We start from the raw sequence: 13,535 nt of genomic DNA, 5'->3' as shown, positions 1-13,535 counted from the left end.
GGTCGCGTCGCGGCGGCCGCCCGTTCCTGCGCCGCGCCGCCGCGCCGCAGGTCGGCGGGACCCCCGCTCTCATCGCCGCGGACGCCCACACGGCGGTGCTCCCGGCATCCGCCGCCACGTCCGTGTTCACCGCTCCGGGGCTCACCGCGCAGACGCCGGCCGCGTGGCCGCAGGGGGTGCACGCGGCGGGAGCGGCGCTGTCGGAGCTCGATGCGCGCTCGATCTCGGCGTGGTTCGGCGACCACCAGGTGCTCCTCGACGTCTCGTTGACCATGCCCGCCGGGCAGGTGACAGCGCTCATCGGCCCTTCGGGCTGCGGCAAGTCCACGTTCCTGCGCATCCTGAACCGCATGCACGAGCTGGTGCCCTCCGCCTCGCTCGCGGGGGAGGTGCTGCTCGACGGCGACGACATCTACGACCCCGGCCACCGGCTCATCGACGCCCGCAAGCACATCGGCATGGTGTTCCAGAAGCCCAACCCCTTCCCGGCGATGTCGATCTACGACAACGTCATCGCGGGGCTGCGGCTCACCGGCATGCGCGCCTCGCGCGACGAGAAGGACCACCTCGTCGAGACGTCGTTGCAGAGCGCGGGTCTGTGGAAAGAGGTCAAGGATCGCCTGCGCGCCCCCGGCGGTGGCCTGTCCGGCGGCCAGCAGCAGCGCCTGTGCATCGCCCGCTCGCTCGCGATCAAGCCCCGCGTGCTGCTCATGGACGAGCCGTGTTCGGCGCTGGACCCCACCTCCACCCGCGTCATCGAGGAGACGATGGGGGAGCTGCAGAAGGAGCTGACGATCGTCATCGTCACGCACAACATGCAGCAGGCGCAGCGCGTGTCCCAGCAGTGCGCGTTCTTCCTGGCATCCCAGGGCCAGCCCGGCCACATCGTCGAGCACGGCGACACGGATGCCATGTTCGACTCGCCCATCGACCCGCGCACCTACGACTACGTGAACGGTCGGTTCGGATGACTCTCTCCTAGGAGCGGACCGTCGTGCTCCCGCCTTCGCCCGACCGCACGGAAGGGCGGGCGGATACCGAGCGCGCGTCGACGATGGGGTTGGTCGTCCCCTTGGTGGTCCTTCTGCTCGCCATCATCGTCGCCATGTTCGGGACGGTCGACGCCATCGTCCGAGCGCAGGTGCAGCACGCCGTGGCCGAGAAGTGACCTATGCGTCATCACTCACGAAGTCGGAGAAGGAACACGCGGGGAATCGGAACACTTCCCCGGGCCCTGCGTGAGCTTCAACGGCCCCACAGGTTCCGTCCATCCGGCCCTCACGAGCCCGCTCACTCGCGGACTCTCGACGTCCCACCCGCGCTGCGGGCGGCTCTCACCCCCGGGCACCGCGGGACCGCGGCATCCCGGGGCCGTGGAATCCCGAGTCCCCCGGCGCTACCGCCGGGCCCGCGCCCGCACGCGCGTGACGCTCGACAGCGTCGCCCGCACCGGCTGCCCCAGGTAGATGCCGAGCGAAGCGCCCACGGCGAGCGCGATGCCGATGGTCGCCGCCCCCGCGAGGGTCGTGACCCCGGTCATGAGCACGGCGGGGTCGTCGCCCGACTCCACGATGCCGAGCAGACCCCGGAACACCGCCGCTCCGGGGACGAGAGGAAGGATCGCGGCGGTCGTGATCGCGACCGACGGCACGTGCAGGCGGTAGGCCACGACGATGCCGACGAAACTGCCGATGAAGGCGCCCACACCGCTCGCGGCGGCGACTTCGAATCCCAGGCCCGAGGCCGCGACGTAGCCCGCCCACGCGACCAGGCTCAGCGCGGCGCTGACGGCGATGATCCGCGCCCCGGCGCCGTTGTACACCGCCACCGCCACGGCGATGACCGCGGCGCCGACGAACTGCACGCTGATCGGCCCCAGGGGTAGCGCGTTCGAGGGTGGTGACATCCCGAGGCCCATGACACGCACGGTCTCGAGCCCCGCGAGGATGCCCAGCACGACGCCCAGCGTCTGCGTCGTGAGCTCGAGGATGCGTCCCGTCGCCGTCAGCGCGAAGCCGTCGATGGCATCCTGCGCCGCGCCCACGACCGTGAGCCCGGCGAGCATCAGCACGATCCCGGATGCCACGATCACCGACGGTCGAATGGCCGCCGCCGCGTCGAGACCGGTGTAGCGGAGCAGGGGCGACAGTGCGGCCACGACGGTGAGGACGAAGCCGCCGGCGATCTGCGCGAAGAAGTAAGGGACGCGCGCGCGGGCCAGGACGAACTGCGTGGTGGCGGCGAGGGCGGCGGCGATGAACGACAGCACGAGGGCCAGCCAGTTGGCCCCGAACATGATCGCCACCCCGGCTGCGAGCGATGCCTGCGAGGCGACGACGATCGCGGGGCGGTAGCGGAAGGGAAGGCGGCGGATGGCGCGGCACCGCGCGATCGCGTCGTCGAGCGCGAGCCCCGAGGTGATCTCGGTCACGAGCGCCTGCAGTCGCTGGAGCTTCGCGTGATCGGGTACCGATCCGCGCACGACCCGCAGCAGGGTCGTCGGGTGGTTCGCGCCCGGTCGGCTGTGCGCGATGGTGATGGAGTTGTAGGTGACGTCGACGTGCACGGGGTCGAGTCCGTACGCGCCGCACACCCGCACGATGGTCAGCGTCACCTCGTTCGCGGGGGCGCCGACGACGAGCATGGTCTCGCCCACGCGGATCGCCAGATCCAGGATGCGGGTGGCCAGGGCCTCGTCGATGACCGGCAGGAGCGTCGTGTCGGTCGACGTCTCGGCGTCGGTGTGCACGATCCGTCGCAGCGACGACAGCCAGCGGCCGGGGGTGAGCGGCATTCGATCGCTCCAGGGGGGAAGGGGTGGAACCCGACGATCCTATCCGCGGGCGCCTGCACGATCACCGGCGTCGTGCGCATGGCGGAGCCGGTATGCGCGCGCCTCTAGGATGATGCACGGGTGCGGCACGAGCGCCCCGTCGTGGCATCCCGACGCACGACCCCTCCGGGAGTTCTCCTCATGGCTCTGATCGTCCAGAAGTACGGCGGTTCCTCCGTCGCCGACGCCGAGAGCATCAAGCGGGTCGCCAAGCGCATCGTCGACACGCGTCGCGCCGGCCACGAGGTCGTCGTCGCCGTCAGCGCCATGGGCGATACGACCGACGAACTGCTCGACCTCGCGGGCCAGGTCGCCCCCATACCGGCACCCCGCGAGCTCGACATGCTGCTGTCCAGCGGAGAGCGCATCTCGATGGCGCTGCTGGCGATGGCGATCCACTCGATGGGCTTCGAAGCGCGCTCGTTCACCGGCAGCCAGGCGGGCATGATCACGGATGCCACGCACGGCGCCGCCCGCATCGTCGACGTGACCCCCGTGCGGCTTCGCGAGGCGCTGGATGAGGGCGCGATCGTCATCGTCGCCGGCTTCCAGGGCTTCAACCGCGACACCCGCGACATCACCACGCTCGGCCGTGGCGGCTCCGACACCACCGCCGTCGCGCTCGCCGCGGCGCTGAACGCCGACGTCTGCGAGATCTACAGCGACGTCGACGGCATCTTCACCGCCGACCCGCGCGTCGTGCCGCTCGCGCGCAAGCTCGACCGGGTGGGCAGTGAAGAGATGCTCGAGCTCGCCGCCAACGGCGCGAAGGTCCTCTACATCCGCGCGGTCGAGTACGCACGGCGCCACGGCGTGCTCATCCACGCCCGGTCCACGTTCAGCTCGGGCGAGGGCACCTGGGTGCTCGACGCCTCGAAGAAATCCCCGCTCGTCCCCGAGGGAGCCACCATGGAAGAGCCCATCGTCGCCGGCGTCGCCACCGACCTCAGCCAGGCCAAGATCACCGTCATCGGCGTCCCCGACGTTCCCGGCAAAGCCGCCGACATCTTCAAGATCGTCGCCAAGTCGGGCGCCAACGTCGACATGATCGTGCAGAACGTCTCGGCGGCCGCGACCGCGCGCACCGACATCTCGTTCACGCTTCCCAAGACCGATGCGGCGACCGCCCTGCGCGCCCTCGCGGGCGAGCAGGCCGAGGTCGGGTTCGAGAGCCTCGTGCACGACGACCAGATCGGCAAGCTCTCGGTGGTCGGTGCGGGCATGCGCACGCACTCGGGCGTCTCGGCGACGCTGTTCGAGGCGTTGAGCATGGCGGGCGTCAACATCGAGATGATCTCGACCTCCGAGATCCGCATCTCGGTCGTCGTCCGCGGCGTCGACCTCGCCGAGGCCGCCCGCCTCGTGCACACCGCCTACGGTCTCGACGGCGACGCCGAGGCGACCGTCCACGCCGGCACCGGTCGCTGAGTCTCACCCGCCACGTATCCGGGACGCCGCGTCCCTCCACACGACGCAGGACTTTTCCGCTTCCGCGGCGATCGCGTCGGCGGAATTCCGCCACCTCGCGCAGCGTGGCGGTCAAATCTCCTGCGACGTGTCCCGGCCGTCGCCAGAGCCTCAGCGGCGCACGCTAGCCTGACCCGAACGCCGCGTTCGCGGCATCCACCACCCGAACCACCGAGGTACCCGCATGACCCGCATCTCCGATTCCGGAATCTCCCTCGCCGTCGTCGGCGCCACCGGCCAGGTCGGCACCGTCATGCTCGAGATCCTCGCCGAGCGCTCGTTCCCGATCCGCGAGCTGCGTCTGTTCGCCACTGCCCGCTCCGCCGGCACCTCGATCGAGTTCGGCGGTCAGTCCGTCGTCGTCGAGGACGTCGCCACGGCCGACCCCACCGGCGTCGAGGTGGCGCTGTTCTCGGCCGGTGCCACGGGCTCGCGCGCCCACGCCCCCCGCTTCGCCGAGGCCGGCGCCCTCGTGATCGACAACTCCAGCGCCTGGCGCATGGATGCCGAGGTCCCCCTCGTCGTGAGCGAGGTCAACCCGCACGCGATCGACCAGGCGGTCAAGGGCATCGTCGCCAACCCCAACTGCACCACGATGGCAGCGATGCCGGTGCTCAAGGTCCTCGACGCCGAGGCGGGCCTCGAGCGACTCATCGTCAGCACGTACCAGGCCGTCAGCGGCTCCGGTCTCGCCGGCGCCCAAGAGCTCCTCGGGCAGGTGGAGGGCGTCCTCGCCCAGGGCGAGGTCGAGCGGCTCGTCCGCGACGGCTCCGCCCTCGACTTCCCCCAGCCGGAGAAGTACGTCGCCCCCATCGCGTTCGACGTCATCCCCTTCGCGGGCAACCTCGTCGACGACGGCCTCAACGAGACCGACGAAGAGAAGAAGCTCCGCAACGAGAGCCGCAAGATCCTCGAGCTGCCCGACCTCCGCGTCGCGGGCACGTGCGTGCGCGTCCCCGTCTTCACCGGTCACTCGCTCAGCATCAACGCCGAGTTCGCCCGCGACATCACGCCCGAGCGCGCCCGCGAGCTCCTCGCGGACGCCCCCGGCGTGCAGCTCGAGGAGGTGCCCACCCCTCTCCAGGCCGCGGGCACCGATCCCAGCTACGTCGGCCGCATCCGCGCCGACCAGTCCGCCCCCGAGGGCAAGGGTCTCGTGCTGTTCATCAGCAACGACAACCTGCGCAAGGGCGCCGCGCTCAACGCTGTGCAGATCGCCGAGCTCGTCGCCCGGAAGCGCCTCGCGACCGTCTGAGGCACGTCATCCGGATGCCGCCGCCGAGGTGTCTCGACATCGAACCGACGGATCTCTCGATGTCGAGACACCTCACGGCCCGCACCTAGAATCGACGGGTGACTGAAAACGTCGATGTTCTCCTCATCGGTGGCGGCATCATGTCCGCGACCCTCGGCACGCTGCTGAAAGACCTCCAGCCCGATCTGAAGATCGCGGTCCTGGAGCGCCTCAGCGACGTCGCGCAGGAGAGCTCCAACGCGTGGAACAACGCCGGCACCGGCCACGCCGCCCTCTGCGAACTCAACTACACGCCCGAGGGCAAGGACGGCGTGATCGACCCCGCCAAGGCGGTCACGATCAACGAGCAGTTCCAGCAGAGTCGCCAGCTGTGGGCCACGCTCGTGGCGGAGGGTGTGCTCGACGAGCCGTCGACGTTCATCAACGCCACTCCGCACATGACCTTCGTGCGGGGCGAGAAAGACGTCGCCTTCCTCCGCAAGCGCTACGAGGTGCTCAGCAAGCAGCCCCTGTTCGCGGGCATGGAGTACAGCGAGGACTCCCGCGTCATCAACCAGTGGGCGCCGCTGCTCATGCAGAAGCGTCGGAAGGGCGAGCCCTTCGCCGCCACGCGCGTCCCCGCGGGCACCGACGTCGACTTCGGATCGCTCACGCGTCAGCTCTTCACGAACCTGCGCGAGAAGGGCGTCGAGGTGGTCACCAACCACGACGTCCGGAAGCTGAAGAAGCAGAAGGACGGCACCTGGCAGGCCTCCTACCGCCACCTCATCGGCGGCACCCCCGGATCGATCAACGCGAAGTTCGTCTTCGTCGGCGCGGGCGGGTGGGCGCTCAAGCTGCTCCAGCGCTCCGGCATCCCCGAGATCAAGGGGTACGGCGTCTTCCCCATCGGCGGTCAGTGGCTGAAGACGTCCAACCCCGACATCGTGGCCCGGCACCGCGCGAAGGTGTACTCGCAGGCCTCGGTGGGCGCCCCGCCGATGTCGGTGCCGCACCTCGACACCCGCGTCGTCGACGGCGAGGCGGCACTCATGTTCGGGCCGTTCGCCACCTTCAGCCCGAAGTTCCTCAAGAACGGCTCGATGCTCGACATCGTCACGCAGGTGCGGCCGCACAACATCGGGCCGATGCTCAAGGTCGCCGTCGACAACCCCAGCCTCATCAAGTACCTCGTCAGCGAGCTGCTCAAGACCCACTCGAAGAAGGTCGACAGCCTGCGGGTATTCATGCCCACCGCCAAGGACGAGGACTGGGAGCTGCTCGACGCCGGTCAGCGCGCCCAGGTCATGAAGCGCGACAAGGCCAAGGGCGGCGTGCTGCAGTTCGGCACCGAGGTCATCACGTCGGAGGACCGCTCGATCGCGGGGCTCCTCGGCGCCTCTCCCGGGGCGTCGACCGCGGTGTCGATCATGCTCGGGCTGATCAAGACCTGCTTCCCCGAGCGCATGGCGCAGTGGGAGCCGCGGCTGCGCGAGCTCATTCCGAGCTACGGGCAGACGCTGAACACGAACCCCGACGCGGCCCGCCACGAGCTGGATGCCACGGCCCGCGCGCTCGCGATCAACCCCTGAGGCCGGCGTGGCCAAGCTGTACTTCCGCTACGGCGCGATGAACTCGGGCAAGTCCACAGCCCTGCTGCAGGCGGCGTACAACTACGAGGAGCGCGGGCAGCGCGTGCTGCTGGCCAAGCCCGAGATCGACACCAAGGGCGCCGACCAGATCGACAGCCGCCTCGGCGTCTCGCGCCCCGTCGACTTCCTCGTCGCGCCCGACGACGACCTGCGCGAGACCTTCTACGCGGCCGCGGGTCACGCGCCCGTCGCGTGCTTGCTCGTCGACGAAGCGCAGTTTTTCACCGCCGGGCAGGTCGACGACCTTCTGCGCATCGCGGTGCTCGACGGCATCCCGGTGCTCGCCTACGGCATCCGCACCGACTTCCGCACGGAGGCGTTCCCGGGATCGGCGCGCCTGATGGAGATCGCGCATAGCCTGGAAGAGCTCAAGACCATCTGCCGCTGCGGGCGGAAGGCGATCTTCAACGCCCGGCTCGTGGGCGGACGGTTCGTGTTCGACGGGGACCAGGTCGCGATCGACGAAGCGCAGATCGCGGGCGACGTCACGTACGAGTCGATGTGCGCGGCCTGCTACCTGCGCGAGTCGGGCGGGCGACTGGACGGTCGGTGAACGACCGCCCGGCGACGGCGGGGCGCGGCGGCGGGCGATAGCCTGGAGGCATGCGCGTACTCCTGGCCGGCGGTGCCGGTTACATCGGAACCCACACGGCCGTCGCTCTCCTCGAGGCGGGCCACGACGTGGTGCTGCTCGACGACCTGTCGGGGACGCACGCCGTCGCCGCCGAGCGCGTCGAGCGGATCACCGGCAAGCCCGCCCCTCTCGTCGTCGGCGACGCCGCCGACGAGGCCGTCGTGGCACGGGTGTTCGACGAGCACGGCCCGATCGAGGCGATCATCCACCTCGCTGCGTTCAAGGCCGTGGGGGAGTCGACGCAGAAGCCGCTGGAGTACTACTCCAACAACCTCGACACCACCTTCACGCTGCTCGAGGTCGGCATCGCCCACGGCATCCGCTCCTTCGTCTTCTCGAGCACCGGCACGGTCTACTCCGACCCGGCCGATCTGCCCTTCACCGAAGAGTCGACCACGAGCGTCGACCTGTCGAACGCCTACAGCAAGTCCAAGCGCATGAACGAGGTGGTGCTCGCCGACGTGGCGCGGGTGAACCCCGACCTCAACGTCACCGTGCTGCGCTACTTCAACCCCGTGGGGGCGCACCCGTCCGGTCTCATCGGCGAAGACCCGGCCGGCATCCCGAACAACCTCATGCCCTACGTCTCGCGCGTGGCCATCGGCACGCTCGACGAGGTCGGCGTGTTCGGCGACGACTACGACACCCCCGACGGCACCGGTCTGCGCGACTACATCCACGTCGTCGACCTCGCCGAGGGCCACGTCGTCGCCCTGGAGCAGGCGCAGCCCGGTCACCAGGTGTTCAACCTCGGCACCGGTCGCCCGGTGAGCGTTCTCGAGCTCGTGGCGTCGTTCGAGAAGGCCGTCGGGCACGAGCTTCCCAAGAAGATCCTCGCTCGCCGGCCCGGAGACGTCGCGGCGACCTACTGCGACCCCGCGAAGGCCGCCGAGGTGCTCGGCTGGCGCACGCGCCTCACGATCGACGACGCCTGTCGCGACTACTGGAACTGGCAGACCACCAACCCCGCCGGGTACGCAACCGCGACCGAGGTCTGACGCCCCCGCGTAGGGTGTGGTGGTCCGGCCGCATCATCGTGGTCGGACGGACGGGGGATGCGATGCCGAACAGCGCACCGCGGGCATGGCAGGTCGTCCTCGAACGCATCGAGAGCGATCTGCGCGATGGACGCCTGTCGCCGGGCGACCGCCTGACGCCCGAGCGCGAGCTCGCCGCCCAATTGGGCGTCGGCCGCTCCAGCGTGCGCGAGGCGGTACGGGTGCTCGAGGTTCTGGGGGTCGTGCGCACGGCGACCGGCTCCGGACCGACCGCGGGCGCCATGATCGTCACGACGCCGCGCGGCGGACTGGCGGCGTTCCTGCGCCTGCAGGTCGCCGCGAACGGCTTTCCCCTCACCGACGTGGTGCGCACGCGCATCGTGCTCGAGTGCGACGTCGCCGAGCGCCTGTCGGCGACCGACGCCGACCTCGGCGAGATCGTCGGCATCCTCGACGCGATGGATGCCGAGACCCTCACCTCGGAGGAGTTCCTCGCCCTCGACGCGCGTTTCCACCAGTCGCTCGCGGAGGCATCGGGCAACGCCGTCGTCTCGGCCATGATGGCGGGACTGCGCAGCTCGATCGAGGCGTACACGCAGGCGGGTGCCGCCAAGCTCGACTCCTGGTCGGTGGGGGCCGATCGACTCCGCCACGAGCATCGCCGCATCGTCGACGCGGTGTCGCGCGGCGACGCCGACGGCGCGCGCGAGGCCGTGCGCCGGCACATCACCGACTACTACACCGAGGTGGCCCAGGCGCTGAGCCCCTCCGACGCCGCGGAGGCCGCGGTCGGCGATGCCGCCCGCGCCGCCGTGCGCGCGTCGACGACGACCTGAGAGGAAGTCCCGTGACCGATCGACCCGCGCGCCCGCCGCGCCCCCAGCACGTGCTGCACGTGGTCTCGACCGAGCGACTGAGCCCGCACCTCGTGCGCGTGCGCGCCGCCGGCGACGACCTGACGTCCTTCCGCGAGAACTCCCACACCGACAAGTACGTCAAGATCACCTTCGCCAAGCCCGAGCTGGGGCTCGAGCCCCCCTACGACCTCGCGGCCCTGCGCGAGACGCTCGCGCCCGACGACCTCCCCGTCACCCGCACCTACACGGTGCGCGCCGTCGACGGCGACGAGATCACGATCGACTTCGTGGTGCACGGTGACGAGGGTCTCGCGGGGCCGTGGGCGGCGCGTGCACAGCCCGGCGACCGCCTCGTCGTGTCGTCACCGGGCGGCGGGTACGCCCCGGATCCCGCGGCTGACTGGCACCTGTTCATCGGTGACGAGTCGGCTCTGCCGGCGATCGCCGCGGCTCTCGAAGCGCTGGCCCCGGATGCCGTCGGCGCGGCGTTCCTCGAGGTGCAGAGCCCCGAGGAGCAGCTGCCGATCGTCGCGCCCGCCGGTATCGCCCTCACGTGGGTCCACCGTGGACGCGCCGAAGCGGGGGCGACACCGGTGCTGGCGGAGGCCGTGGGTCGCTGGCATCCGCTCGACGGCCGGGGACACGTGTTCGCGCACGGGGAGCGCGGGGCCATGAAGGCTCTGCGCGACCTGCTCTTCGTGCGGTGGGGCCTCGCCCGCGAGCAGGTGTCGCTCTCGGGCTACTGGGCCTTCGGGCGCACCGAGGACCGCTTCCAGGCCGAGAAGCGCGAGCCGATCGGCCAGATCCTCTGACGGGCACCCGGGTTCTGTGCGGCGGGGGACCCCCACGACCTCACGGAACCCGTCGAAGCCGCGGCGAGCAGGAGAACGTCGTCGTCGTCCGTGCGGTCGGTGCGATGGGGCGATGGATGAGGTCGGTACGACGGCGCTGCCGAGCTCGTCGAGGCGACCGTGGGTAGTCGTCTCGCGGGGGTGCGGACGGGCCGCGGTGATCCCGTTCAGACTCCGACGCGGTCGGGGAGCGTGGGCACGAGCTTCTCGAGGAACGCCGCGGTGTCCTCCCAGCCGTGCACGGCCTGGCAGTCGACGCCCATGGCGAGGACGGGGTAGTCGTTGCCGTCGGGGTCGAGGCGGTCGCCGACGAAGAGCATGTCGTCGAGGGGGATGCCGGTGGCCTCGGCGAGCTTGCCCATGCCGTAGGCCTTGTCGATGCCGCGGTGGGTGATGTCGACCGAGGTGGAACCGCCCGACCGCACCTCGAGGTCGGGAATGCGCGCGGCCACGGCCTCCCGCAGGGTGTTCTTCTTCTCGCCCGTGGGGTCCCAGGCCATCTTGGCGTCGAGCGGAGCGGACTGCCCGAGCGCGGAGAACGTGATCTGCGAACCGCGATCCTCGAGGATCTCGCCCCAGGGCTCGGCCTCCCACAGGCCGAGGCGCTCGGCTTCCTCGCGCACGGCGGAGAGGGCGCGCTGCTTCTCGTCGTCGGTGAGGGAGTGCGCGTAGACCGTCTCGATCCCGTTCGAGGTGAGGCGGTAGTACTGCGTGCCGCACGTCGGCATGAGGTGGAAGTGCGAGAGCAGGGCGGGGGCCGCCTGGGGGAGACGCTCGACGACCTGGCTGCGGAACTGCTGCAGCTGTCCGCCGGAGATGATCGCCACCTCCACGCGCTCCGCGAGGGCGAGAAGCAGGTCGCCGATGCGGGGGTCGATGGCCGATTTCGAGGGGGCGAGGGTGTCGTCGAGGTCGAAGGCGACGAGGCGGGGCGAGGCGGCGGACACGGTGCTCCTAGTGAATGGTCGTCGCGCGCCGAGGGCACGCGGGCGGCGGTCGAGCGGCACCCTCCGGATGCCACGCGGCTGCCTCGATTCTACGGGGGGCTCGGCGGCGTCTTCGTCCGGGGTGCGGACGCGGGCGGGTGGGGGACCGACGGGCGTAGGGGGACGTTCGCCTACCGGCACGGGGTCGGCAGCGGTGGGCGGAATGCGAGAAGGGCCCCCGCTCGGCGGAAGCCCTTCTCGATGATGCGTGGTCGGGGTGACAGGATTTGAACCTGCGGCCTCGTCGTCCCGAACGACGCGCGCTACCAAGCTGCGCCACACCCCGTTGCAACTTGAAAAGTCTACCCTGCCGGAGGCCATGCTCCGAACCACGCACGGGATCAAGGCCTGCCGTGGGCGTCCGTGCGCCGATCGTCAGTGCCTGGCGCCGAGCCGTGCGGAACGGGACCACACGGTTCCGTGGGCCGCGGCATGCGGTCCCTGCTCGAACCCGGGACGACGGCCGTTGCGGCCGATCGGCCGCCGTCCCGGGCGCCGATCATGCCCCCGCTGCCTTTCGGCGCCGCGCGATTCCACCGGCGACGAGGCCGACAGCGGCAAGGGCCGCCGCGACGGAAGTGGCGAGGCCGAGAGGGGTCGTGGACACACCGGTCGCCGCCAGGGCCGCCGGTGCGGGGGCGGCGCCGGCGACCGGCGCGGGTGGGGGCGTGGCCGCGACCGGAGTGGGGGAGGGCGGATCGCTCGGTGCCGGCGGCGCGAACTGCTCCGTCTGGGTGGGGGAGGCGAAACGTTCCGTCCACACGAAGCCGAGCGGCAAGTGCGGGGTGGTGTCGGCATCCTGCGCCGTCCGCTCGATCCGCCAGACCGCGGTGTACACCCCGGGACCGGGGAGCTTCTCCGTCAGCGCCGTGTAGGTGCCCGCGCCGCGGCCGGGGTCGGTACGGAGCGAGATGCTGAGCACGGGGCGGACGTTCGAGGGGATCTCGGCCGACTCCGCGGGCCACGCGCTCGTGCGGAAGACCTCCGCGGTCGCTGACACCGACACGAACGTGCCGTCGGCGTGCCGCGGCCAGACGCCGTCGGCGGACGAGAATGTCACGTCGTCGACGAACCGGCCGTCATCGATGTGCGCGGCCGTCGCGATCCGGGGCGAGAACCGGACAGGGCGCGCAGCGGCGTCCTCGGTGGCCAGGTCGAACCTCGTCGGCTCGGCGGGCCCGGCGGACTCCTGTTGCCCCGGGGTGGAGAAGTAGCGGATGGCGGCCGAGCGCACCGAGAACGAACCCGACGCGCGCACGACATAGGGTCGCCCGTCCTCCGAGGAGGTGGCGGGGGCCAGGATCGGGTACACCACGCCGGCCCGTACGTCGGTGCGGTCGGCACCGCCGGTGTCGGCGAACACCGCGTTCTCGAGGTGCAGCACCCCCGTCGCGGCCGGATCGACATCGGCGGTCACGGTCCCGCGGGTGGGATCGTCGGCATCGGTCGACAGCGCGAGTGAGCCGCCGATGCGGGGAACCGCGACGCTCTCGGCCTCGGCGAGGTAGCGAACGGCCCGCGCCTGCACGGCGGCGCTGTTCGCGGGGCTCGCCCGGCGCATGATGTGGTCGATCGCCCCCGGGAGGTCGTCGCCGGTGTAACCCCAGGAGTGCAGGGTCGTGTCACGGTCGGCGATCGCCTTCACCGCCCACCCCACGCCCGCCGCCTGCACCGGATCGTCGGTCTGCCCGTAGGTGGTGACCAGATGGTTGATCGACATCAGCTGTTGCGGAGTGAGACCGTTCACCTCGGTCGTCGTGCCGCGATCGGTGGTCGTGCCCGTCGCCACCGGGAGGCCGGGGTGGATGCAGTACGTGTGCACGTCACCCACGCGCATCGAGCCGTGCCAGCCCGTCCGAGACAGCGGCGTCCAGGTACCGAATCCGGTGCCCTGGTCGGCGGCATGCGCTGCGGGTGCCAGAGCGAGGGTGCTGACGGCCAGGGTGAGCAGAGCGAGGGCGGCCGTTACACGGCGGCGGCGGGGAGGGGGATGGTGCATCGGGTGGTCCCTTCGGTCGAGGAG

The 13,535-nt window shown here is 70.9% G+C and carries 12 protein-coding genes and 1 tRNA gene; 9 read left to right on the top strand and 4 right to left on the bottom strand.

Annotated elements, in window-relative coordinates:
- Positions 1-197 precede the first annotated feature (197 nt).
- A complete protein-coding gene (locus ACK4LS_RS04875) occupies positions 198-971 on the top strand; it encodes a phosphate ABC transporter ATP-binding protein (protein ID WP_409714002.1) in 774 nt (257 codons plus the stop codon).
- A 23-nt stretch (positions 972-994) separates the two neighbouring features.
- Complete coding sequence (locus tag ACK4LS_RS04870) at positions 995-1,168, top strand: hypothetical protein (protein ID WP_409713984.1); 174 nt, start codon at positions 995-997, stop codon at positions 1,166-1,168.
- A 228-nt stretch (positions 1,169-1,396) separates the two neighbouring features.
- Here the strand turns inward: ACK4LS_RS04870 and ACK4LS_RS04865 are convergent, their stop codons facing one another.
- Positions 1,397-2,794 carry a threonine/serine exporter ThrE family protein gene (locus ACK4LS_RS04865; protein ID WP_409713981.1) on the bottom strand — a complete coding sequence of 466 codons (1,398 nt, stop codon included), beginning with the start codon at positions 2,792-2,794 and terminating at the stop codon, positions 1,397-1,399.
- A 180-nt stretch (positions 2,795-2,974) separates the two neighbouring features.
- Between ACK4LS_RS04865 and ACK4LS_RS04860 the strand changes: the two genes are divergently transcribed.
- The 7 genes from ACK4LS_RS04860 (at position 2,975) to ACK4LS_RS04830 (ending at position 10,487) form a co-directional block, all read left to right on the top strand.
- A complete protein-coding gene (locus ACK4LS_RS04860; protein WP_409713978.1) occupies positions 2,975-4,261 on the top strand; it encodes an aspartate kinase in 1,287 nt (428 codons plus the stop codon).
- A 223-nt stretch (positions 4,262-4,484) separates the two neighbouring features.
- Complete coding sequence (locus ACK4LS_RS04855) at positions 4,485-5,555, top strand: aspartate-semialdehyde dehydrogenase (RefSeq protein ID WP_409713975.1); 1,071 nt, start codon at positions 4,485-4,487, stop codon at positions 5,553-5,555.
- A gap of 98 nt (positions 5,556-5,653) precedes the next feature.
- Positions 5,654-7,126 carry a malate:quinone oxidoreductase gene (locus ACK4LS_RS04850; RefSeq protein ID WP_409713972.1) on the top strand — a complete coding sequence of 491 codons (1,473 nt, stop codon included), beginning with the start codon at positions 5,654-5,656 and terminating at the stop codon, positions 7,124-7,126.
- Between the two features lie 7 nt (positions 7,127-7,133).
- Positions 7,134-7,739 (top strand): thymidine kinase, encoded by a 606-nt coding sequence (locus ACK4LS_RS04845; RefSeq protein ID WP_409713969.1) that lies wholly within the window; start codon positions 7,134-7,136, stop codon positions 7,737-7,739.
- Between the two features lie 50 nt (positions 7,740-7,789).
- On the top strand, positions 7,790-8,818 hold the full coding sequence (gene galE / locus ACK4LS_RS04840) for a UDP-glucose 4-epimerase GalE (RefSeq protein WP_409713966.1): 1,029 nt from the start codon (positions 7,790-7,792) through the stop codon (positions 8,816-8,818).
- Between the two features lie 62 nt (positions 8,819-8,880).
- Positions 8,881-9,654, top strand: a complete 774-nt coding sequence (locus ACK4LS_RS04835) for a FadR/GntR family transcriptional regulator (RefSeq protein WP_409713963.1) — start codon at positions 8,881-8,883, stop codon at positions 9,652-9,654.
- An 11-nt stretch (positions 9,655-9,665) separates the two neighbouring features.
- Positions 9,666-10,487 carry a siderophore-interacting protein gene (locus ACK4LS_RS04830; protein WP_409713960.1) on the top strand — a complete coding sequence of 274 codons (822 nt, stop codon included), beginning with the start codon at positions 9,666-9,668 and terminating at the stop codon, positions 10,485-10,487.
- 206 nt (positions 10,488-10,693) lie between these two features.
- On the opposite strand, the gene ACK4LS_RS04825 is transcribed toward ACK4LS_RS04830, so the two are convergent.
- From ACK4LS_RS04825 to ACK4LS_RS04815, 3 genes are all read right to left on the bottom strand, one after another.
- A complete protein-coding gene (locus ACK4LS_RS04825) occupies positions 10,694-11,473 on the bottom strand; it encodes an HAD-IIB family hydrolase (protein ID WP_409713957.1) in 780 nt (259 codons plus the stop codon).
- Between the two features lie 248 nt (positions 11,474-11,721).
- Positions 11,722-11,798, bottom strand: a tRNA-Pro gene (locus tag ACK4LS_RS04820).
- A gap of 213 nt (positions 11,799-12,011) precedes the next feature.
- A complete protein-coding gene (locus ACK4LS_RS04815; RefSeq protein ID WP_409713954.1) occupies positions 12,012-13,511 on the bottom strand; it encodes a hypothetical protein in 1,500 nt (499 codons plus the stop codon).
- Between the last annotated feature and the right edge of the window lie 24 nt (positions 13,512-13,535).

Source organism: Microbacterium sp. (genome assembly GCF_046295495.1).
Classification (GTDB): Bacteria; Actinomycetota; Actinomycetes; order Actinomycetales; family Microbacteriaceae; genus Microbacterium.
The sequence above is the reverse complement of the archived record's forward strand: the minus strand, read 5'-3'. Positions and strand labels throughout refer to the sequence as shown.

Coding starts and splice junctions, on each gene's coding strand:
- ACK4LS_RS04865 (WP_409713981.1), bottom strand. CDS start 2,794: ATGCCGCTCACCCCCGGCCGCTGGCTGTCGTCGCTGCGACGGATCGTG.
- ACK4LS_RS04860 (WP_409713978.1), top strand. CDS start 2,975: ATGGCTCTGATCGTCCAGAAGTACGGCGGTTCCTCCGTCGCCGACGCC.
- galE (WP_409713966.1), top strand. CDS start 7,790: ATGCGCGTACTCCTGGCCGGCGGTGCCGGTTACATCGGAACCCACACG.
- ACK4LS_RS04835 (WP_409713963.1), top strand. CDS start 8,881: ATGCCGAACAGCGCACCGCGGGCATGGCAGGTCGTCCTCGAACGCATC.
- ACK4LS_RS04815 (WP_409713954.1), bottom strand. CDS start 13,511: ATGCACCATCCCCCTCCCCGCCGCCGCCGTGTAACGGCCGCCCTCGCT.
- ACK4LS_RS04855 (WP_409713975.1), top strand. CDS start 4,485: ATGACCCGCATCTCCGATTCCGGAATCTCCCTCGCCGTCGTCGGCGCC.